The organism is Flavivirga spongiicola, assembly GCF_030540825.1.
Taxonomy (GTDB): Bacteria; Bacteroidota; Bacteroidia; order Flavobacteriales; family Flavobacteriaceae; genus Flavivirga; species Flavivirga spongiicola.
Map to the genome: position 1 here is coordinate 3,267,570 of NZ_JAUOEO010000001.1, position 23,459 is coordinate 3,291,028.

Consider the following 23,459-nt stretch of genomic DNA (forward strand, 5'->3'; position numbering starts at 1 on the left):
AGAAATCTTTTGTCTCTAAAAGTATTTATAAGATTATAAAATTAAAACACATATTAAAAGAAAAAGAATGAAAATTTATAGAATTTGGGTTATAGGTCTTTTGTTGAGTATTATTAATGTGTCTGTGGCACAAAACTCCTTAAAACAATCTTACAACCTTTCTGGCGAAGGATGGGAAATTAAATTGAGTGAAAATGGAACTATTTTAGACTTTTACTCAGGCGAAGGAAAGAATAGAACATTGATGCCTTTTAGAAAAGACAAATACTCAGGGCCCGTTTTCAAGAATATTCCATTGGAATGTATCAATTCTAAAGAGCTAATTTTTGAAGGACATAAAGAAGCTATCATTTATAGATTACAGTACATTTCAGAAGGAAAAAAACTAAAAGTTAAAATGGATATTATCAACAAAGGAGAGTCCTTTTACCAACCTAAAAGTGAAGATATTTATTTAGGAATTGATACGTATATGCAATCATATCCAGAATGGGATCATGTATTTTCTCCAACTCTATTACGTTCTGAAAAAACACATTTTTGGGCCTATTTTATGACACCAAAAGGAAAGATTTTAACAGTAACCTCTTCTAACCCTATTGCATCTTGGAATAATGAATATGAGACAAGATCATATACGGTAAAAGAAAAACAGATTAATAATGTAGTTAAAGAAGAAACTTTGCAAGTGGGAGCACATAGAATATATACTTCTTCGCTTAGTTTATTGCATCAATTACCTCTTCCAAATCGTCATCCGCAACAATTAACAGGAATTGCTCCGGGAAAATCTATACATGTTAATTTATATTTTGAAGAAGCTAAAAGCCTGCAAGAAATTAATAGAGTCGCTGCTATAAATACCAAGGCACCTATTATTAAATTTGAAGACTATACCCTTTCAAAAGAACAAACCTTTAAAGGAAAAATTGTTTCAACAACAGCAATAAAAGTTAAAGTAATAGGCCCTAATAATACCGTATATCACTTGAAACCAGAAAAAGAAATAATTACAAATACTTACAGCGTTAATTTTATACCAAATGGAGGAGAAGGTACATACACAGTTATAAGTACGAATAAGGCTGGTAAAATTTCAGAAGCTAAACTATATGTTAGAAAAGATTGGTCTTGGTATTTAAGACAAGCCAGGTCTGAAGCTTTAAGAGTATTACCAACGTATACACATCATGCAGAATCATTTTATCCGTTTTACACGTATTTTTTAGCTAGAAAACATCTACCAGATTCAATTGAAGATCAGCAAGCAGAAAAAGTATTTCAAGAGTTATTTCCAAAACTATACGATAGTGAAAACAAGGAATTGCGCGAGTTGAAATCTAGAATTCAAAACTCTGCAACTATGGCTGGTATTCTGGCAGATAGATACCAAGTAACTGGAGACGAACGTGATTTGGAGTTAGCAGTGAATATGGTGGACTTTTTAATAGAAAAAGCGCAGAAAGAAGATGGGGCATATTATAATTTCGGGCATGGTGTTCATTATACATCTGTAATTTATATAGCTAAATCTATTATGGAAGTTGTAACACAGGAACGTAAACTTGCGTTAAAAAATGAACTATGGAAAGAGAAGTATAATCGTCATTTAGAATCTGTTCAACGTGCTATTGATGATTTGGAACACAGAGGAAGTAATGTACAAACAGAGGGACAACAAACCTTTGAAGATGGTATGATATCGTGTTCGGTAACTCAATTGGCTATGGGAGCACTTAGAGAAAGTGATGCTAACAAACGTAAAAAATATATTGAACGTGCTGTTGAGTTGGATAAAAGCCATCAATGTTTAACACAAATGGTAATACCGGACTCTAGAATGAACGGAGCAACCCTACGTTTTTGGGAAGCACAATACACAGTAAATATGATGCACAATATGATGAACTCTCCATCTGGGTGGTCATTGTGGAAAACTTATGGAACATGGTATCTATATCTTTTAACAGGAGAAACGGAGTACTTTAAACAAACCATGAACTCATTAGGAACTGGAGCACAACTTATAAATATAGATACCGGAAAACTTCGATTTTGCTTTGTTCCTGATCCGTATATCGAAACCCAACAATATCTAGAGTCCCCTTTAGGGTCCGGAATAGCGAAAAGACAAAATATTCTTATTGGAGAACAATATATAGATATGATAAGTGGCTGGCATAAAAGACCTAACCCTACATGGAGAGAAAAATGGGGTATAGATAATTTTGTTCACGAAGTATTTAAATGTATAGAAGAAATAGCTTTAACAAATGCATATGTTGTTGAAAATAAGGATGGCTCGTTTGAAACTTATAACTGTGAACTACAAGTAGCCGATAATGGCACTTTAAACATAACACCCACTGAGCAAATGGTTGAGCACTTGCATGTAAACTTGAGAAACACGTACAATATTAAATTTAACGGAAAGACGCCTAAGTATCATACGGACGTGGCAGGGTTGAGATGGGTTGGAAGCACCCCGGATTTACTTGAAGTTTTTGAAAAAATGAAATAATATCCTTGCTTATGAAACCATCAAAGTCAATTTATTCTAGATTATAACCTTAAAAAATTAGAAATTAATATGATAGAATTAAAAAATGAATAAAGATCCTCCAAAAATAGGTTCAAATAAAAAAGCACTCCTTAGTTTGTACCTAAGGAAGTGCCCAATATAGAATGTTTCACTTTATAAATAAAACAATGCAAAAATATAAAAATGTAATACATAAAGCTAGAACTTTAAGAGGTTTAGTTACGCTCTTTGTCCTGTCATTATTATTTCTTTTAGGATGTCAGGAAGATAAACTAGATGATTTAGTCAAAGAAAATGTGCTTTTTTCTAAGACGTCAGCCTCATTAGCTAGCACTTCAGTAGCACCCATTGCAAGTTGGAGTTTTGATGTAAATGCCAATAGTGATGTAGGTTCTTACAACGGTACTTTGGTGGGCAATGCTGCGGCTGGTGTAAATGACGCTACTAGAGGGAATGTGCTTTCATTGGACGGCTCTGGAGATTATGTAGACCTCCCCTTTGTTATTAATCCTAATACGGCGTTTACCGCTTCCGTTTGGGTCAAAAGAGCCAACACCACTTCGTCAAGCCAATTAATCTTACAACAAGAAGGTAGTAATGGTAGGAACTACTTTATATTGAACACTAGCAATCAAATTACCTCCTGGTTGGGGCAAAGTACTACAACAGGTTCAAGTGTGATTAATGATACGAACTGGCACCACTTAGCTATTGTACACAATGGTAGCGGAAGTGTTACTATCTATGTCGACGGTTCAGCAGGTACGGCAAACACAGGTTTATCGATTACTTCGGAAACAGGAGAATTGTTATTGGGAGTTAATAAAACTAAGAATGGTAGTTATTTTAATGGCCTTATTGATGATCTTGCAATATTCGATCAAGCACTTTCTATAGCAGATATACAACTTTTAGCAGAAACAGGTTCAGGTCTTCCTACTGATTTGCAGAATCAAGGATATGTACTTACATGGTCTGATGAGTTTAATGGTACAGCATTAGACAATACAGTTTGGAGTCCGTATTTAAGGGGTAAAAAAAGAGATTTTATCCATCCAAATGATAATTTTGGTTATTTTTCCGATATGGTAAGTGTTTCAAATGGTAATTTGATAGTGAAATCTAAAACTGAAAATGGAACAGTAAATGAACGAACAGTACCAACCAAGTCGGGTGCTATAAGTACAGCGCATAAATTTACGTATTCTTATGGTTATTTAGAAGCTAGAATTAAATTTGGAGGTACAAATAGAAGTAATGGGGGAGGGTATATTCCAGCATTTTGGTTAGATGGTCTAGGTGATGCAGACAATCGATCCAACCATTCATCTACTTATACAAAATCTGGGATGCCAGGTTGGGGACATGAAGTGGATATTCTGGAGGCTTATCAAAGTAGTAACGATTATGTATTACACCATAATGAAGGTGATGGTCCCTGGACAGGAAATTCTGGTCATATAGCTTATGGATCAGGGATTAACAAATTAAATAATGGAAATGACCCTTTTCATACCATAGGCCTGCTTTGGACTACCTCTGGGTTTACCATGTATTTTGATGGTGTAAAAATAAACGCGACACCTAACGGAAATACGAGTTCTGCAACACCAAAATATATAATGCTAACAGCAGCAGCTCATGCAATACCCTCGGCAGCAAGTGGAGAGATTGATATGGAAGTAGATTATGTAAGACTATATGAAAGCCCAAATAATACAGGTACTATTAATGAATGGACAGAAATTGATAGATCATCTTGGTTTACAAAAGCGAGCTCTACGGATACAGGTAATGGCACACCCACAGGAGGTTATTGGCCAGCCCGTACAGTAAAGGTTCATGGAGTTGGAGGAATATGGTACTGGAGAAGTGCAGAATCTCAGAGTCCTTCTGAAAATCAGTGGTTTAAAGTAGATATGGGGTACGAGCAAGCATTTAAACAATTGCGTATCATTGCACCAGGCTATACAAGCGCTAGTCAGGAAAATGATACCGAGGGTCAATATGCTGCTAATTATGAAATCTATTTATCAAATTCAGAAACAGCTTGGACATCTACAAATGTAGCCAACTGGGGTACCATGATTGCTTCTGGAACGGGTTCTGCGGTAACAGATGAATGTTTCACTACTGCACAATCGGGACGGTTTATTACCATACGCCAAACAGGAACTTCTACTAAAAAATGGTCAATCAGAGACATATATGCCTTTAAGGAAGATGCTTATAGTGGCACAACTTGTAGTAGTACAAGTTTACCAAACCCTTTGGCATCATGGAGTTTTGATGTAAATGCCGATAGTGATGTTGGTTCGTACAATGGTACTTTGGTAGGTAATGCTACGGCTGGTGTAAATGATGCCACTAGAGGCAATGTGCTTTCTTTGGATGGTACAGGAGATTATGTAGACCTCCCCTTTGTTATTAACCCTAATACGGCGTTTACCGCTTCGGTTTGGGTAAAAAGAGCTAACACCACTTCGTCAAGCCAATTGATTTTGCAACAAGAAGGTACTAGCGGTAGGAACTACTTTTTGTTGAACACTAGTAATCAAATAACCTCTTGGTTGGGGCAAAGTACTACAACAGGTTCGAGTGCAGTTAATGATACTAACTGGCACCATTTGGCCATAGTTCACAGCGGTAGCGGAAGTGTTACTATCTATGTTGACGGTTCAGCAGGTACGGCAAACACAGGTTTATCGGTTACATCGGAAACTGGAGAACTGTTATTGGGCGTCAATAAAGCTAAGAATGGGAGTTATTTTAATGGATTGATTGATAATATGAAAATTTATGATTCTGCCTTAAATCAAACTCAAATTAATATATTGGCAAATGAATAACTAGCTGAAATAATTTTACTAGTTTGACACTACTTTCTTCATCTAATTTAAGATCGATTAGAACTAAATGGAGAAAATAGTGTCTTTTTTGATAGCAAAACAACAACAGTTAGTTTTGTTTTTCTATATCTATAAGTTTAATTTATTCTATCTACCGACACTTTATTTTACTATAATTCATATATAAACCTCATTATAATTTTTCGCTTAAATTTTTTAAAATTCTAATATTTGATTTGATGTCAGGTCTATGTGGATCACGAATAAATAGAAAATGCATGCGTCAAATCAAGTTAATTTGAATTTGTTAGTCTGCATTTTTTATTTTCAAAGCAGAGCTTTGGGGGTAGGGAAGGAACTCCTTCACGGTCACTGGAACAGATTCAGCTTATTCTATTATCCCAAAGGTTATAGAAACTGCGGTTTTTTGTTTTCATATGATGTCACTTTTTTATTCCGCTGTTATTTTACCAAAAGTTTAAGATATTGGGTTTATAATAGGTTAATTATAAATGTATTTTATTTCTTAGCTATGTTTTTAATTAGTTATTTTGCGCGAATAATTAATACAAAGCATATTATTTTTTAATTAAAAGCGTTAAGCAACATATGTTTATAATTCTAGTTGTAGAAAAATACACTTTAGGTAGTAAAATAATTCTGGGAATTCTTTTTGCAGTTTTGGCATATATGCTTTTGAATTATGCTATGAGAATGATAGAAATGGGCTATGTGCTTAAATACAAACAACCGTTATATAACCATTTTTATTTTCGTTTAAGACGTTTAAATAAAAATCAAAAATCTGTTTTAACGAACCAATTTTCCTTCTATAAGAAGCTCACCGCTAAAGAGAAAAAATACTTTGAACATCGGGTAGCATCCTTTATAATAGATAAAGATTTTATAGGTAGAGATGGGATTGTAATTAATGATGAAATAAAAATTCTAATAGCTTCAACTGCTGTGATGTTAACTTTTGGTTTTCGTGATTTTTATATTGGGATTATTTCTAAGATTATTATATATCCAAGTAACTATTATTCTAATATAAATAAAGCATACCATAAAGGGGAATTTAATCCTAGATTTAAAACCTTGGTATTATCTTGGGAAGATTTTGTAAAAGGTTTCGATAATGAAAGCGATAATTTAAATTTAGGGATCCATGAACTTACACATGCTATTCACATTAATAGTATGAAAGAACGAGATGTGAGTTCGATCATTTTTAATGATTCTTTTAAAGAATTATCTGCTTTATTCTCTGAAAATGAATCATTGCGCGATGAATTAAAAGCGTCTGATTACTTTAGAAAATATGCCTTTACAAATCAGTTTGAGTTTTTAGCAGTTACTATTGAGAATTTTATAGAAACACCACAAGAATTCAGATCTCAGTTTCCTGAGGTTTATAATAAAATTAAGCAAATGCTTAATTTCAAGGTTAAGGGGTATTAGTTTTTAAGCTGTTTATTTCTTCTTTTAACGCTTTAATTTTATTATATAAAGGTTTTGTAACTTCCTCAATTTGCTCGATTGTAAAACGCCGTTGAATATGTTGTCTGCAATTTACATCCCAAGCTACTACTGAAAAAATGATTGCTCTTTCAGATTTAGCATTATAATTTTCATCAGATAAAGAATTTATTAACTCAATATCGTTTTCAACTATTTCTGCTGTTCCCCAAATTTTAATTCTGGTTTGGTTCGCATAATCCATTAGGAAAATATAGGCTTTATTATTTTCGCTGAGGTTCCCTACTGAAATATATTGTTTATTTCCGGAGAAATCGGCAAAAGCTAATCGTTTATTATCTAATACTTTTAGAAAACCTTTAGGACCACCTCTGTGTTGTATATAGGGTTGATTGATACTATTAGAGGTAGCAAAATAAAAAGAATCCATATGCTGTAGTATGTGGGCTAGATTCGGATTGATTTCTTGTTGCCATCCTCCAGATGTTTCCATACGTCCATAACCTTTTCGTGACCCAAATTTTTCTTGAAGCTTTTTTACAGCTGGTGTAAATGCAATATCGCTGGTATATTTCATGGTAAATTGTTACTAAATTTAAAACTAGTCTATTCTATATTAACCTAACTCGATTAATATTTAGTTGTATGTTAATTTGTTATATCAAATTTTTGTTATAACCCTGTCATTCCGAACGAAGCATGAGGAGGAATCTCATAGTATTTATCTATTTTATTTGTGATTTCTCCTATCGTCGAAATGACAAGAGTTTGATTTTTAATTAATTACATAAGGTAAATGCCTAATTAATGTTATTTTTATTTAGAAAATTCAGTATGTAATTCGCTATTTCTGTACCTTTTTCTTCAAGTGCAAAATGGCCTGTATCTAATAAGTGAGTTTCTAAGTTTTTTAAATCTCTTTTGTATGGATGTGCGCCCTCGACAGGAAATATGATATCATTTTTCCCCCAAACTATGAGTGTTGGTGGTTGATGATCTCTAAGGTATTGTTGCCATTCCGGATATAATGGGACATTGGTTCTATAATCATAAAACATAGCCAATTGTATGTCATTATTCTCTGGTCTTGTTAAATGTTGTAAATCTATAGTCCAGTTGTCTGGGCTAATTTTCGATACATCTTGTACCCCATGTGTGTATTGCCATTTTAATCCATCAATAGAGTGGAAGCCTTCAAGGGGTTTTCCATTTTCAATAGTATAATCATTCCAATATTTTTTAATAGGATTCCAGAACTCACGTAGGCCCTCTTCATAAGCATTTCCATTTTGAATGATTAATGATTCTATACGGTTTGGGTATTTTGCAGCAATTCTAAAACCTACAGGGGCACCATAATCCATTAAGTATAGGCTATATTTTTCTACCTGAAGTGTATTTATAAATTCCTCTACAATTTTAGACATGTTACCAAAAGTATAATCAAAATCTTTTATTAAAGGTTGGTCACTTTTTCCAAACCCAGGATAATCAGGAGCTAATACATGATATTGAACAGACAGGTCTGTTATTAAATTGCGAAACATATGTGAAGATGTAGGATAACCGTGTAATAATATTATGGTTGGTTTATTAATGTTTCCTGCTTCTCGATAAAAAATATTTAACCCATTTATAGTGACGTTTTTGTGTAATGTTGGATAGGAGGTCTCTTTATTGGTATTACTAATTTCGGTATTCTTTAGGCTATTAAAAGATAATACCCCAAAGGATACAATTACTAATAAGGTTAAACCTAATACTGATTTTAAAATTTGTGTTTTACTCATTGTTCTATGATTTGTTTTTAATTGGTATTCGTGAATCTTTGATTTCATAATGTTTTGTGTTATTATTGTTTTTGATATGATACATTTACCTGTATCGTCTTTTACTGTTCCAAATATTAATTTTTGATGTTTTTAAGGTACTTGTAATCTGGTTACTGTTTAATGTTCTCATAATTTTTTATAGTTTATAATTTGCGTTCGGTTTCGAGTATTTCTATATCGTTGGCACTCATATCTCTTATTCGCATTAATCCATCATCGTCAAATTCCCAATGTTCGTTTCCATGTGTTCTATACCATTGTTGCGTTTTTTCGTTTAACCATTCATATTCAAAACGAACAGAAATTCTATTTTCAGAAAAACACCATAAATGTTTTTTTAATTTGTAATAAGATTCTTTTTTCCATTTTCTACTTAAAAACTGTTCAATAGCATCTCTACCTTGAAAAAATAAATTTCTATTACGCCACTTTGAATTTTTAGTGTAGGCTAGTGATACTCTATATGGATCTTTACTATTCCAAGCATCTTCTGCTGCTTGTACTTTTGCTTCTGCTGTTTCTTTACTAAAAGGGGGGACTAATTTTTTCATAACTCTAATTTTTACATACAGACAAGTCTGTTTTTTATGTTGATAATTATTATATTTTGATTCTTTTGTTTTATTTTAATAGGCTAATGGATGCATTTTTGGCAGCTAGAATGGGCCATTTATTTTTTTGAATTTGAGATAAAATGATAGCACCTTCAATTAGTATTAGAATTTGATCTCCTAATTGTTCAGCTTGTTCTATTGTATATTCAGTTTCACTTTTTAATATGTCATGAATATAGTTTCTTACTTCGTTTTTATGATTTATTGCTTGTATTCTAATTTTGTCATGATCGATTGGTAAATCAGTTATTATATTTTGCCATCCACAACCTCTAAAATCTACTTCGCCCAACCAGTCTATTAAATAGTCAAAACAACGAATTATTTTTCCTTTTGAAGTACGCTCTGTTGATATAAAGTCAAATAATTTTCCCATCCAAATGGTATGCCTTCCTACTAAATAAGCTACTGCAATATCTTCTTTAGATCTAAAATGTTGATACATACTTGCTTTAGCAACTCCAGCCTCTGCAATAATTTGATTGATACCCGTTTGATTGTATCCATTATGGTAGAACAAATCTGATGCTGTTTCAATAATTCGTTCTTTTACTCCTAATCTTTTCATAGTACAAATGTAGATTAAAAATAATAAAACAGACAAGTCTGTATGTGATTAACATAACTTTAACATGTTGCTTTGTGTTTTTTTATATTGATGACATGATTTTTATCATACTTTCTTTTCATTTCCATGCTTAATTTTAATGTAGAATTAAAAATCTAGTAAGATGAGAAGAAGAACTCCAGTTTCAGAAATAATGAGCAGGAATATTATAGCTTTAAGGAGGTCAGATAATTTAGAGAGAGCCGAAATGCTTTTTAAAAGACATAACATTAGGCATATTCCTGTAGTTAGTGGTGAATCCATAATTGGTATGTTAAGCTATACAGATTTACTCAGAATTAGCTTTGCTGATGCTACAGATGATGAGGGCAGTGTAGACACGGTTGTTTATAATATGTTTACTATTGAACAGGTTATGACAAAAAGCCTGGTAAGTGTTTCAAGTGATACAACTATAAAAGAAGTAGCAGAAATTTTAGCTAAAAATGAGTTTCATGCGTTACCAATTGTTGACGACTCGCTTCTGGTAGGTATTGTAACAACTACAGATTTAATAAATTATTTGCTAAAGCAATATTAAGAATTAGCCAATCCTTTTAAGTCTTTAACTGTTTTAATTTGGTCACTGCTTTTAAATACATAACTTCCAGCAACTAATACATCCGCACCAGCATCAACAAGTGCTTTGGCATTTTTGTTAGTGACACCTCCATCAATTTCTATCATTGTTGAAGCTCTTTTGCGTGTTATTAATTCTTTTAGCTGCGAGACTTTATTGTAAGTGTTTTCAATAAAACTTTGACCTCCAAAACCAGGGTTTACACTCATAATACACACCAAATCGATATCGTTTATGGTGTCTTCTAAAACATTTATATTAGTATGAGGGTTTAGGGCAACACCCGCTTTCATACCTTCATTTTTTATAGCTTGAAGGGTACGATGCAAATGCGTACAGGCTTCATAATGCACCGTAAGAACATCACTACCTAATTCAGCAAAAGTTTTAATATACCTGTCTGGATCAACAATCATTAAATGTACATCTATGGTTTTTTTTGCATGTTTAGTAATGGCTTGTAAAACAGGCATTCCAAAGGAAATATTAGGTACGAATACACCATCCATGATATCAATATGAAACCAATCGGCATCACTTGTATTAACCATTTCTATATCACATTGAAGGTTTGCAAAATCTGCTGCCAGAATTGATGGCGCAATTAGTTTAGAACTCATTTAATGTTTTGTTTGTTCAGCAAAAATAACTGTTTTATACCAGTTCTTTTATAAAATGCTATATAAATAATTTGAAATAGTTTTTGCTGGTTCAAAGCGTAAAAAACCAATCATAAGAACTTATGCCAGCCTTTTGTCTTTAGTTCATGTTGAGCGCAGCCGAATTAATTAAGACAAGCTAAAGTCAAAGTATAGCTACGATTTATACCTAATCGAGCTAATCACATGTTTTTATAATGCAGAAATAGTGAAAAATAAACGAATTATATGCCATATTTTATGATAGAAATGGTACTACTTAATGTTTAGCTGTTTTTTGTGCAATAAAATTTTCAACCATGTTGACAACTTTATTGGCCAGTGTATTATCAGCTTTTCTAAGCCATTCAAGATACTCGTAAAGACTATCTAACTCTTTATTGTTATTATTAACTATTGTGAACCCAAAATTATAGTCTTCAAAAATGCGCTGTTGAATATCAATATTAATAACTTTAAAAATATTCCTGTGTCTTCTATCCAGGCTAATTCTTTTAAAAGTAGCATCAACACTAGTTTGATCACCTTCAAGAACCTGTAAGAAATTAGAATTAGAGTATATCAATATACCAGTTATGTTATATTTAGAATTATTATTTTTCGCTTTTGAATATAAGGCTTTAAGCGTATCTAACGATTCTTCCTGGCAAGAATCACTTATATAACATATTGTCTTTAGCATTTAAGAAAGTTCGTTTTCTCGAAAATACAAAAAATAATATAATGGATTAATCGGAAATCAATATTTATGTAAAGAAGTGTTTTAAACTTTTTTCAATTGGCTTCAAAATGATAACAAGCCCTAAGGAGAATAAAAAACGAACCCCCGGTAATCAGCCGGGGGTTCTTTCATCAATCAAAAAACGAACAGTTATGTGTAACTGTTTGTTACTGTAATTTAGTCGTAAAAAAATTACTATCCTAAATATGTTTTTAATATTTTACTTCTGGAAGTATGTTTAAGTCTTCTAATCGCTTTTTCTTTAATTTGTCTTACACGCTCTCGTGTTAAGTCAAATGTTTCTCCAATTTCTTCTAAAGTCATTGGGTGTTGGTTTCCTAAACCAAAGTATAAGCGAATAACATCAGCTTCACGAGGTGTTAAAGTTTCTAAAGCACGCTCAATCTCAGTACGTAAAGACTCATGCAATAACTCTCTATCTGGATTTGGAGATTCACCACTATTTAGTACATCGTATAAGTTAGAATCTTCACCTTCAACTAAAGGAGCATCCATGCTTACATGACGACCAGAGTTTTTCATAGACTCTTTAACATCATTAATTGTCATGTCTAATTCCTTAGCAATTTCCTCTGCACTTGGCGGACGTTCATGACTTTGCTCAAGAAAAGCAAACGTTTTATTTATTTTATTAATAGAACCAATTTTATTTAATGGTAAACGTACAATACGAGATTGTTCAGCTAAAGCTTGTAAAATCGATTGACGTATCCACCAAACGGCATAGGATATAAATTTAAAACCACGTGTTTCATCAAAACGTTGTGCCGCTTTAATTAAACCTAAATTACCTTCATTAATTAAATCTGGTAATGTTAAACCTTGGTTTTGGTATTGTTTAGCTACTGATACTACGAAACGTAAATTAGCTTTCGTTAACTTCTCTAAAGCTATCTGATCTCCAGCTTTAATACGTTGTGCTAATTCTACTTCTTCGTCTGCAGTAATTAAATCAACCTTGCCTATTTCTTGCAGGTATTTATCTAACGAAGCAGTTTCTCTATTAGTAACTTGCTTCGTAATTTTAAGTTGTCTCATCTAAAATTCTCCTGTGATTTTTTATTGAATATTTGGGCGTTCAGTGGTTATACGTTTATATGTCGTAAAATGTTACAAAAAGTTTCAAATTATTTTTTTTATTCCTTTTTTAGACCCAAAAACCTCAAAAAAGTCACATTAATTCCTTTTTTTGCTTAAAAGTAGAGGTATTGGCTATATTTTTTAAGAAGTATGGAAAAGTAGGCACTACTATAATTAATGGGCATTTTTGAAGTTTATTCAAAATCTAAAAGTTTAGTAGCTTCAATTAAATTGTACAGTGCATCTATTTTTGAATAGATTTTATTAAAAAAAGTATTGCGCTCTTTTTCGCCAGCAGTATTTAATAACTTGGAGTTTTGCAACTGCTTTTTTAAAAAAGTATTCGCCTCATTACATGTATGTTTATCTGCCGTTTTGTAATAAGACAATAAAGTAAAAGGCACATATAGCATTTGAGCATCCGGAGTGCTCACTAAAACATTATTATTCATTAAATGCAACTCATTGTAGTACAGCTTGAATTTAAGATTTTTATTAATTAGTTTAACAGAAATATCTTTGATTAATTGTTTTAATAGTTGACAGATTTGTAAAGCATTTTCCGTTTTTACCTGTCCAGCCTGGTAGTAAAAATGAATCTGCTTTAATGTACTATTAACCGAAGTGATATCCCATATCTCAATGGTATTCAAATTATAATAAAGACTGCCTAATTTTTTTCCAGCTTCAATTAAAGCAGGGCTTGGTGCAAAATTTTCGAAGCTTTTAGTTGCTAATTTTGGATTTAATAATTTGAGCCAAACATAATATTTAAACTGACTTAATTTATCACCATTTAAATTATAAAATAAAGGAATATCTTTTGCTGAATATATAATACGACCTTCCTTTTGTTTTAATAAGGGATAAAGTGAATTGTAAGAATCGTCAAAGTAGCATTGAAGTTCGGATTCTGTTTCGATATGTTTTGTCTTTTCAATTGTCACAAACTCCGCGTTTGTGATTTCAAACAAGCGGTCTAAGGATATGTTATAATATTTAGCCAAAACAATGGTTTCCTCAATAGAGAATTTACTTTTTAAACTCACCCGCCTATGTGCAGCGTCATAGCTAATATCTAAAGCAGTAGAAATAGCTTCAATAGTTGAAGTGCCTTTGGGTAATTCCTGTTTTAAATTCTGAATAAAAACGATCTGATACATTTTCAAATGTATTTGTTATTTGTGATAATCACAAATAATAATATTTTATCTTGCATTTTAAGCAATTAAATATGTGATTATAGCAATAGTTTTGGACTGAATTTAAAAATTATAATTATGAGAAAATTAATATGCATTATTACTATATTATTAGTTAATTTAAGTGTTGTTGGCCAAAACGACTCAATTGTAAACCGAAAATTAAGAGGCCCTATTTGGACAACTCATAGTATGAACACCGATATAGTAGGAGTGTCTTTAGGTGCTTTTCCAACGGATTATAATAATAAACATAAACTTACAAGAACGTTTGGCATTCGAATTGAAATATTTCCTTTATCTCCCTTTTATTTTCTTGCTCCAAGAACACCTATCTCTACAAATGAAGTTGCCTATAAAAAGCATATGGAAAACACTAGTGTGACACAACAAATTTATGGTCTAAATATTTCGACTGGAACTTTTGAAGGTATTGATTCTTATGGTATCTCTTTAACAGGTTTTATGCATTACAGCAGAAAGAATAACGGTGTCTCTATAGCAGGACTTACTAATTCAATTGAAAGAGCAAATGGAATTGTAGCCAGTTTTGGAGGCAATCAAGTTTATCAAGGTAATGGTATTATGATTGCAAGTGTTTGGAATAACGTAGCAAGACGTTTTAATGGTATGCAAATTGCCGCTGAGAATTACATATATGAAAAAGGTAGAGGAGTACAAATTGGTGTTTTTAATAAAGCAAAAAACTTTAGAGGCATTCAATTGGGTATATGGAATAAAAATGACAAGCGCTCATTTCCTATAATTAATTGGCAGTTTAAAAGTTGAGAAAAAAAAACCTCTCAATTTAAATTGAGAGGTTTTAAGTTTGTAGATTATAAAGGTGTTAAATTAATTAACCTTCTTTTTTATCTTCTCTAGGTTTTCTGTCATCACGACGGTTATCACGTCCTCGATTGTCTCTACCTCTGTTATCACGCCCACCTCTGCTATCACGTCCATTACTTTCTCTTGGTGGTCTTGCTACATAACCTTCCGGTTTTGGTAAAATAGCTTTACGAGATACTTTTTCTTTGCGCGTTCTTGAATCAACTCCAAAATACTTCACATCAAAAACGTCTCCCATGTTTACAACGTCAGATACATTTTCTGTACGTTCCCAAGCTAATTCGCTCACGTGTAATAATACTTCATTTCCAGGAGCATCCATGTATTCTACAACGGCTCCAAAATCAAGCATTTTAATAACTTTTACTTCGTAAACGCTACCAACTTCTGGTTTAAACATTAATGAATCTATTTTTGCTAAAACAGCATCGATACCTTCGTTACCAACACCTAGAACTTCAACAATACCTTCTTCGGTAACTGGATCTTCATTAATAACGATCGTTGTTCCTGTTTCTTTTTGTAATTCTTGAATTACTTTTCCACCAGGACCAATTAATGCACCAATAAATTCGTTAGGAATTCTTCTGGTTACCATTTTTGGAGAGTGCGGTTTCACATCTTCTGCAGGAGCAGCGATAGTATCAGTTAATTTGTCTAAAATATGCAAACGACCGTCACGAGCTTGATTTAAAGCATTTACAAGAATTTCATAAGACAATCCTTTTACTTTTATATCCATTTGACAAGCTGTAATACCATCGGCAGTACCAGTTACTTTAAAATCCATATCCCCTAAGTGATCTTCATCACCTAAAATATCAGATAGAACCGCATACTTTCCAGAATCTACATCAGAAATTAATCCCATGGCAATACCAGAAACAGGTTTCTTTAATTGAACACCAGCATCCATAAGTGCCATAGTACCAGAACAAACCGTTGCCATAGAAGACGAACCGTTACTTTCTAATACTTCAGAAACAACACGAACTGTATAAGGGCAATCTTCAGGAACCATACCTTTTAAAGCACGTTGTGCTAAATTACCATGTCCTACTTCACGACGAGATGTCCCACGAATTGGTCTGGCCTCTCCTGTTGAAAAAGGAGGGAAGTTATAATGTAAATAGAAACGTTCTTCTCCTTCAAAAGATGGCATATCTATTTGATTCGCTTCTCTAGATGTTCCTAAAGTAACTGTTGCTAATGCTTGAGTTTCTCCACGAGTAAAGATTGCAGAACCATGAGTTGATGGTAAATAATCAATCTCACACCAAATAGGTCTAATTTCATCAGTCTTACGACCATCTAAACGTAAACCTTCGTTTAAAGTTAAATCTCTAACAGCCGCTTTTTCAGCTTTACTGTAATATTTAGATATTAAACCTCCAATATCTTCTAATTCTTCTTCAGAGAAAGTCGCTTTTATTTCTTCTTTGATTTCTGCAAATGCAGCGCCTCTTTCATGTTTAGCAGAACCTGCTTTTGCTACAGCATATACTTTGTCGTATGCCATATCATGAATTTTTTGAGCTAAATCGGTATCTTCACGTTCAGGTTCGTACTCGCGAACTTCTTTTTTTCCGAATGCTTCAGCTAAAGCAACTTGTGCAGCACATTGTACTTTAATAGCTTCGTGTGCAAATTTGATAGCTTCAGTCATTTCTTCCTCAGAAATCTCATCCATTTCACCTTCAACCATCATTACAGAATCAGCCGAGGCACCAATCATCATATCAATGTCAGACTCTAATAACTGAGAACGTGTTGGGTTGATTACGAATTCGCCGTTTACACGACCAACTCTGGCTTCAGAAATAGCACATTCAAAAGGGAAATCTGATAGTTGAATAGCAGCAGAAGCCGCTAATCCAGCCATGGCATCTGGCATAACATCATCATCATGAGACATTAACTGAATCATCACCTGAGTTTCACTATGATAATCTTTTGGGAATAATGGACGTAAAACACGGTCTACAAGACGCATTGTTAATACTTCACCATCACTAGGTCTTGCTTCTCTTTTAAAGAAACCTCCAGGATAACGTCCTGCCGCAGCAAATTTTTCTCTATAGTCAACTGTTAATGGTAAGAAGTCAACATCTGACTGTTTGTAATTGGAAACAACTGTACACAAAAGCATACATTTTCCAGATTGCACAACAACGCTACCATGCGCTTGTTTTGCTAATTTTCCAGTTTCGATAGAAATTTCTCTACCGTTACCTAGGTCTATGACCTCTCTAAAAACTTGTGGAATCATAAATTTTTTAATTCTAATTAAACAATGGTCGTTGTGTTGTTGTAGTTGTTGTGTGACCAATGAAAAACTATGTGTCCTGAACTCATTTCAGGATCTGCTTAATCATATAATTACGTAATTTATACTCTTCGTCCGAGTTATATTATTTGCGCATCACTTTATTTTTTGGCTAGAGACAGCTGCGCAAAAACAAAAAAGAGGCTGTTAAGCCTCTTTTAATTATTTTCTTAATCCTAATTCTTTTACTATGGCACGATATCTTAAGATATCTTTCTTAGTTAAGTAATCTAGTAAAGCACGACGCTTTCCCACTAATTTTACTAACGAACGCTCTGTATTAAAATCTTTACGATTGTTTTTTAAGTGCTCTGTTAAGTGATTAATTCTGTAAGTGAACAACGCAATTTGCCCTTCTGCAGAACCTGTGTTTTTTGCATCTTTACCATGTTTTTTAAAGATGGCTTCTTTTTCTTTTTGATCTAAATACATGCTAATATTATTGTAAATAATTGTTATGTAAACGAAAGTTTATCTTTCGAGCGGCAAATATAGTGATTTTTAATGGATACAAACAATATTTTATAGAATACAAAACATTGTTTGTACTTCTATTACAGTTATTACAGCAGGTAAAAAATGCACATTTAAAAAAGAAAGATAAAAAACTTGAAACTATCTATGATAATACGAACCTCAACTAGCCTTATTTATACTACAAAAAAGATCTGTCAGGTTTTAAAAACCTGACAGATCTAAGTCGTTAAATCTTATGTATTTATACTCTTAAAGGTTGATTTGTTATTAAGTCGAGGTATTTGTTTACTTTGTTTTTCAACTCATTTCTAACTGTAATAAAATCTAAGAAACCATGCTCTAATAAAAACTCGGCAGTTTGAAAACCTTCTGGTAATTCTTTTCCCGTAGTATCTCTTACAATTCGTGGTCCTGCAAATCCAATTAAAGCGCCAGGTTCACTAATATTTATATCACCTAACATAGCAAATGATGCGGTCGTACCACCTGTAGTTGGATCTGTACATAGTGAAATGTATGGAATTTGTGCATCAGCTAGCTGAGCTAGTTTTACAGATGTTTTAGCCAATTGCATTAAAGATAATGCAGCTTCCATCATTCTTGCTCCCCCAGATTTAGATATGACCATTAAAGGCATTTTGTTCTTTAATGCATAATCTGCAGCACGAGCAATTTTTTCACCTACAACACTTCCCATAGAACCGCCAATAAATGCAAAATCCATACAGGCAACTACTAAGTCTTTTCCTTTGGATTTTCCAACAGCTGTACGAACAGCATCTTTTAAATTGGTTTTATCTTGAGCTGCTTTTAAACGCTCTGGATATTTTTTTGTATCCACAAATTTAAGTGGATCTTTAGATTCTAAATTAGCATCTAGTTCTTTAAATTTATTGTCGTCAAATAATATTTCGAAATATTCTTTACTTCCTATGCGTACATGATAACCATCTTCTGGGCTTACATAGAAGTTTTTCTCTAATTCTTCTGCATCAACAACTTTACCTGTGGGAGATTTATACCAAAGACCTTTAGGAGTATCTTTTTTCTCCTGAGTGGTTGTAGTGATTCCTTTTGTTTTTCTTTTAAACCAAGACATAATGAGTTACGATTTAACTTTCCCTAGTAAAAGGGAATCTTTTAAAATTTAGTTAGCACTTTGAGATTCCTGCTTTACTGAAATAAGTTCAGCACATGCCGCAGGAATGACATTCACGTTAAGAATTATTCATCCTTTAATATTGTTAAATACGAAATCGTGAATACTTCGTATTTGAGGCATTTGTTTAAACACTCCCAAATTTTATTGGAAAGCGATTATCGAAAGCCAGACCACAAAATTAAACCTTTTTTTAATTTTGTGGTTACGCCCTAATGATTTTATTAATTCAATACTTGTAACTTGTTGTTTTGTAGGTGTATATGTAAAAAAGACTCTGTGTTGTACAGAGCCTTTAATGAATGTATTTGTAGTAAATTTACCTATAATTATAAGGTGTTTACATTGTTTAAATCTTCAAAAGCCTTTTTTAAGCGTTCTGTAAAAGTAACTTCACCAGCACGTAACCAAACACGTGGGTCATAGAATTTTTTATTTGGAACATCATCTCCATCAGGATTTCCTATCTGTGCTTTTAAATATTCAGATTTATCATCCATATAGTCGCGAATACCACTCATAAAGGCATATTGTAAATCAGTATCGATATTCATTTTTATAACACCGTAGCTGATACCTTCGCGAATTTCTTCAACCGTAGAACCAGAACCACCATGGAAAACAAAATCGATATGATTTTCTTCAACACCATATTTCTTAGTAATATATTCTTGAGAATTTTTTAAGATTTTAGGAGTTAATTTTACGTTTCCTGGCTTGTAAACCCCATGTACATTACCAAAAGCTGCTGCAATTGTGAATTGATCACTTACTTTGCTTAATTCTTCGTAAGCATAAGCTACTTCTTCTGGTTGCGTATATAGTTTAGAATCATCAACATCACTATTATCTACACCGTCTTCTTCACCTCCTGTAATTCCAAGTTCTATTTCTAGTGTCATACCCATTTTACTCATGCGCTCTAAATAGGTTTTACATATTTCAATATTTTCTTCGATTGGTTCTTCAGAAAGATCAATCATGTGTGAACTGAATAGTGATTTTCCAGTTTCAGCGAAATGCTTTTCACTTGCATCTAATAAACCATCAATCCAAGGTAATAGTTTTTTTGCACAGTGATCTGTATGTAAAATTACAGGAACACCGTAGGCTTCTGCCATTGTATGCACATGTTTTGCACCTGCAACAGCACCTGCAATAGCAGATTTTTGCCCCTCATTACTTAAGCCTTTACCTGCATTAAATTGGGCACCGCCATTAGAAAATTGTATAATTACGGGAGCATTTAAAGCTGCTGCAGTTTCTAATACACCATTGATTGTGTCTGAACCTATTACATTAACAGCTGGTAAAGCAAACCCTTTTTCTTTTGCAAGTTTAAAAATTGCTTGTACTTCATGACCTGTAGCAACTCCTGATTTAATATTGTGTCCCATTATAAATAATTTGATTAGTGATTAATTGAAGCCAAAAGTAATCATTTTTTGAATAAATAGATATGATTTAATGGCTTGAAAATACTAAAAGAGGACTAAAACGTTATAGTTTTATAATTAGAATTAGATTCTCGCTTTACTTATTAAATCTTTATTTAAATAGTATTCGTGAGTCTTTGATTTTACTGAAACAAGTTCAGCACAGGCAAGAGAATGCCAATTTTATTAGAAAGCTCAATAATATTAAGCTAGCCAATTGAAAAACTTTAAACGAGTTCAATTAAAAAGGATAGTTTATACCAATATTATAAACGGCATTTGAAAAATTATAATCATTAAACCACCGGTTTTGATCTCTGTAAAAAGGATCGTAAGTTTTGAAACCTATATCGAAACGAAATACAAAAAACCTAAAATCGTAACGCAGACCAAAACCAGAACCAACGGCAATATCTTTTAACGAATTAAAGTCTGTAAATGTAGCGCTGTCATCTTCTACATTATCTAATACATTCCAAATATTTCCGGCATCAACAAAGATAGCTCCATTTAAGTTTTCGAATATATTGAAGCGTTGTTCAATATTTAAGGCTATTTTTAAATTAGCCTCATTAAACTCATTGATAGTTTCTGAACTACCAGGACCTAAACTATAAGCTGTCCACGCGCGATTGTCGTTAGGTCCACCTGCAAAGAAACTTTTTGAAAATGGTATGCTTGTAGAGTTTCCGTAAGGAATAGCAATACCTAAAAAGCTTCTCATAGCTAAAATGTTTTTTTTCCCTAAACCCCAATGTTTTGTATAATCAAATTCGGTTTTTACATATTGAGAATATGCAACATTTAAAATTTCATATCGATTGTCATCATTTTTTTTTAAGCCCAATAATTTTGATGTATTTGCTAATAAATTACCTGCTAGTTCTAACTTAAAACGAAAGATAGAAAAGTCATCATCAAATAAATTAGTACGTTCGTCATTAATAAAACTAAAGCTGGAAGAAAGAATTAAGTTGTCTTCTGTTAATCTGTCTTTACGCTCGTCAACGCTATTTATTATTGCTAATTGACTGCTTGAAATTTCACCAGGAGTTTCTGGGTTTAAGGCATAATCTAAAAAGGCATCTGTTTGACTGGGAATACTTAAATTACTATTTGAATCAATATAATTGACGTCTTTTGCAATCTGATTCAAAGAATTGTAGGAGTTTTGATATACACCAAAATAGTTGTTTACATTCAGATTTCTAACATATTGAACATTAAATAAATCTAGTCTGTTACTTACTTTTTTATTTGGATACCAGTTATAATTAAACGTACCGCTAAAGGTTTGTTTGTCTAGTCCAATATTAGTCTGGCCTGTTGTAGATAAACCAATTCGTGTAGAAGGAGACATATATTTAGGAATAATGCCTTCTGTATTAAAAGGTGAAAATAGTCTAGGGATTGTTAGTTTAAAATCAATACCAATTTCGTTAATATCGAAAAAAGGATCGTCAAGATTATTTTTGTCTTTTGACGCACCAATGGATCCAATTGCAGAAACTTCAAGTGTTTCTGCGCCTCTAAAAATATTTCTAATTAATAAGCTCGGGTTTAATGAAAATCCAAATGTTTGGATGTTACTCTGTGATACATCACCACTAAACGCTAAACTAAACTTTTTTAAAGGCGTTAAATTTATAGTTGCAATGAGCTCGTTATCTGAATTTGGAACGGTATCATATTTTATATCAGGGTATTTAAAGGTGCGTAATTGATTTAAGTGCCTATAGGTACGTGTCCTATCTATATCTTTATAAACAGAGCCAGGATTTATAAATATAGCATCTGTAAGAGCTTCTGGTCTGTATCGTATTTTGTCGTAACTAGAAAGTTTATAGCCATCGTAAGTTATTGATTCTTGAAATGATTTTTCTCTATTTTCAAAGGTGTAATCTGTAATGATGTTAACATCTTTAATTTTGAATATTTTAAAAGGTTCACGTCTAATAGAATCTAGTGTTCTAATAGCTCTGTCTTGAATTTGAATCCCAACATTCACTTTCTTATTAGTGCCTACTGTATCTATTTCGAAAGTAATATAATCTTGATCAAAATGAAATACGCCAGAGTTTCGTAATGCACTAGAGATCCTATTACGTTCTTGCTCAAAATTATTGGTTTTATACTGTTCGTTCGGTTTGATTAAAGCATTTCTTTTAATGTTTTGATATAAAGAATCTATTATGGGGGATTTTACTTTTTCTGAAATAGAATCGATTATAAAAGGAGTTCCTGTTTTAACTTGATACTCAATACTGGCACGTTTGTCTTCACCTTTTTTTATATCATAAGAGGTTTTAACATTAAACCAGCCATTATTGACGTAGTAATTTTGAAGTCGTTTTACAGATTTTTTTGTTTTTTCTTCATCTACAATTATTGGAGCTTCACCGGTTTTACGTAACCAATTATTAAACCCGACAGAAGAGTTTTTAAACCGTTCTAATTGTTTTTTTGATAATTTTTTGGTTAATCGAGCTCTACGTTTAGGTTTTTTATCTAACCATTCTTCAAATAACGAATCTTTATTATTACGTGCTAAATTGTAAATATGTAAACGTAACGGGATGCCTGCAATTTTTCTGTTAGCTTTTTGATATAGTAAATCGTTTATGATCTCGGTATTATCTTTTTTGTCATTTACTAATATGGAGGTGCTGGTAAGTAAGTGTTCTTCGTCAGTAACTCTTTTTACGCTATCACAGGACGAAAAGTATCCTGTTAATACTAAGAAAGTTAATATTTTTGAGAACTGTTTTTTCAAATGAAATTAATTCAAATTATAATTTTTACGAATTGGCTTTAATTAACGAAATATAAATTGTCTGTTAGAGACCCAAAAGTACATTTTTTCAAGTGTTTATTTTTATTTTTTTTCAAAGGTCAAATGTAGCATCAATATTAAACATAATTTTAAGTAATTGAAATTTTAGTCTTTGATGTTTCTTCTAAGAAAATATTTAAATAATTTTAGTCTGAGACAACTGTATTTTTCATTTCTTTATAAAGAACTCATT

At 32.4% G+C, this 23,459-nt stretch carries 18 protein-coding genes; 5 read left to right on the top strand and 13 right to left on the bottom strand.

Annotated features, from left to right (window positions below):
- Positions 1 to 67: 67 nt before the first annotated feature.
- From Q4Q47_RS13095 to Q4Q47_RS13105, 3 genes are all read left to right on the top strand, one after another.
- Positions 68 to 2,521: a hypothetical protein gene (locus Q4Q47_RS13095; protein ID WP_303307100.1), complete on the top strand. Its 2,454-nt coding sequence runs from the start codon at positions 68 to 70 to the stop codon at positions 2,519 to 2,521.
- 188 nt (positions 2,522 to 2,709) lie between these two features.
- Complete coding sequence (locus Q4Q47_RS13100; RefSeq protein ID WP_303307101.1) at positions 2,710 to 5,391, top strand: LamG-like jellyroll fold domain-containing protein; 2,682 nt, start codon at positions 2,710 to 2,712, stop codon at positions 5,389 to 5,391.
- A 609-nt stretch (positions 5,392 to 6,000) separates the two neighbouring features.
- On the top strand, positions 6,001 to 6,852 hold the full coding sequence (locus Q4Q47_RS13105) for a zinc-dependent peptidase (protein ID WP_303307102.1): 852 nt from the start codon (positions 6,001 to 6,003) through the stop codon (positions 6,850 to 6,852).
- Here the strand turns inward: Q4Q47_RS13105 and Q4Q47_RS13110 are convergent.
- The 4 genes from Q4Q47_RS13110 to Q4Q47_RS13125 form a co-directional block, all read right to left on the bottom strand.
- Positions 6,839 to 7,447: a pyridoxamine 5'-phosphate oxidase family protein gene (locus tag Q4Q47_RS13110; protein WP_303307103.1), complete on the bottom strand. Its 609-nt coding sequence runs from the start codon at positions 7,445 to 7,447 to the stop codon at positions 6,839 to 6,841. The two genes, Q4Q47_RS13105 and Q4Q47_RS13110, sit on opposite strands and share 14 nt — an antisense overlap.
- A gap of 223 nt (positions 7,448 to 7,670) precedes the next feature.
- Positions 7,671 to 8,708, bottom strand: a complete 1,038-nt coding sequence (locus Q4Q47_RS13115) for an alpha/beta fold hydrolase (protein WP_303307104.1) — start codon at positions 8,706 to 8,708, stop codon at positions 7,671 to 7,673.
- 137 nt (positions 8,709 to 8,845) lie between these two features.
- Entirely contained in the window at positions 8,846 to 9,253 is a 408-nt protein-coding gene (locus Q4Q47_RS13120) for a nuclear transport factor 2 family protein (protein WP_303307105.1), read from the bottom strand.
- Positions 9,254 to 9,323: 70 nt separating this feature from the next.
- Positions 9,324 to 9,884, bottom strand: a complete 561-nt coding sequence (locus tag Q4Q47_RS13125; RefSeq protein WP_303307106.1) for a TetR/AcrR family transcriptional regulator — start codon at positions 9,882 to 9,884, stop codon at positions 9,324 to 9,326.
- A 163-nt stretch (positions 9,885 to 10,047) separates the two neighbouring features.
- On the opposite strand from Q4Q47_RS13125, the gene Q4Q47_RS13130 reads away from it, so the two are divergent.
- A complete protein-coding gene (locus tag Q4Q47_RS13130; RefSeq protein WP_303307107.1) occupies positions 10,048 to 10,464 on the top strand; it encodes a CBS domain-containing protein in 417 nt (138 codons plus the stop codon).
- Here the strand turns inward: Q4Q47_RS13130 and rpe are convergent.
- From rpe to Q4Q47_RS13150, 4 genes are all read right to left on the bottom strand, one after another.
- Positions 10,461 to 11,123: a ribulose-phosphate 3-epimerase gene (gene rpe / locus Q4Q47_RS13135; protein ID WP_303307108.1), complete on the bottom strand. Its 663-nt coding sequence runs from the start codon at positions 11,121 to 11,123 to the stop codon at positions 10,461 to 10,463. The two genes, Q4Q47_RS13130 and rpe, sit on opposite strands and share 4 nt — an antisense overlap.
- 298 nt (positions 11,124 to 11,421) lie before the next feature.
- Positions 11,422 to 11,844, bottom strand: a complete 423-nt coding sequence (locus Q4Q47_RS13140; RefSeq protein ID WP_303307109.1) for a BLUF domain-containing protein — start codon at positions 11,842 to 11,844, stop codon at positions 11,422 to 11,424.
- A gap of 234 nt (positions 11,845 to 12,078) precedes the next feature.
- Positions 12,079 to 12,942, bottom strand: coding sequence for a sigma-70 family RNA polymerase sigma factor (locus tag Q4Q47_RS13145; protein ID WP_034041378.1), 864 nt, complete (start codon positions 12,940 to 12,942; stop codon positions 12,079 to 12,081).
- Positions 12,943 to 13,178: 236 nt separating this feature from the next.
- A complete protein-coding gene (locus Q4Q47_RS13150; protein ID WP_303307110.1) occupies positions 13,179 to 14,147 on the bottom strand; it encodes a helix-turn-helix domain-containing protein in 969 nt (322 codons plus the stop codon).
- 117 nt (positions 14,148 to 14,264) lie between these two features.
- On the opposite strand from Q4Q47_RS13150, the gene Q4Q47_RS13155 reads away from it, so the two are divergent.
- On the top strand, positions 14,265 to 14,975 hold the full coding sequence (locus tag Q4Q47_RS13155; protein WP_303307111.1) for an LA_2272 family surface repeat-containing protein: 711 nt from the start codon (positions 14,265 to 14,267) through the stop codon (positions 14,973 to 14,975).
- A 67-nt stretch (positions 14,976 to 15,042) separates the two neighbouring features.
- On the opposite strand, the gene Q4Q47_RS13160 is transcribed toward Q4Q47_RS13155, so the two are convergent.
- The 5 genes from Q4Q47_RS13160 to tamL form a co-directional block, all read right to left on the bottom strand.
- Positions 15,043 to 17,304 (bottom strand): polyribonucleotide nucleotidyltransferase, encoded by a 2,262-nt coding sequence (locus tag Q4Q47_RS13160; protein WP_303307112.1) that lies wholly within the window; start codon positions 17,302 to 17,304, stop codon positions 15,043 to 15,045.
- Between the two features lie 219 nt (positions 17,305 to 17,523).
- A complete protein-coding gene (gene rpsO / locus Q4Q47_RS13165; RefSeq protein WP_303278477.1) occupies positions 17,524 to 17,793 on the bottom strand; it encodes a 30S ribosomal protein S15 in 270 nt (89 codons plus the stop codon).
- Positions 17,794 to 18,079: 286 nt separating this feature from the next.
- Positions 18,080 to 18,937: an acetyl-CoA carboxylase, carboxyltransferase subunit beta gene (gene accD / locus Q4Q47_RS13170; RefSeq protein ID WP_303307113.1), complete on the bottom strand. Its 858-nt coding sequence runs from the start codon at positions 18,935 to 18,937 to the stop codon at positions 18,080 to 18,082.
- A gap of 389 nt (positions 18,938 to 19,326) precedes the next feature.
- Complete coding sequence (fbaA, locus tag Q4Q47_RS13175; RefSeq protein WP_303307114.1) at positions 19,327 to 20,394, bottom strand: class II fructose-bisphosphate aldolase; 1,068 nt, start codon at positions 20,392 to 20,394, stop codon at positions 19,327 to 19,329.
- A 280-nt stretch (positions 20,395 to 20,674) separates the two neighbouring features.
- Positions 20,675 to 23,206, bottom strand: a complete 2,532-nt coding sequence (tamL, locus tag Q4Q47_RS13180) for a translocation and assembly module lipoprotein TamL (RefSeq protein ID WP_303307115.1) — start codon at positions 23,204 to 23,206, stop codon at positions 20,675 to 20,677.
- Positions 23,207 to 23,459: the final 253 nt, after the last annotated feature.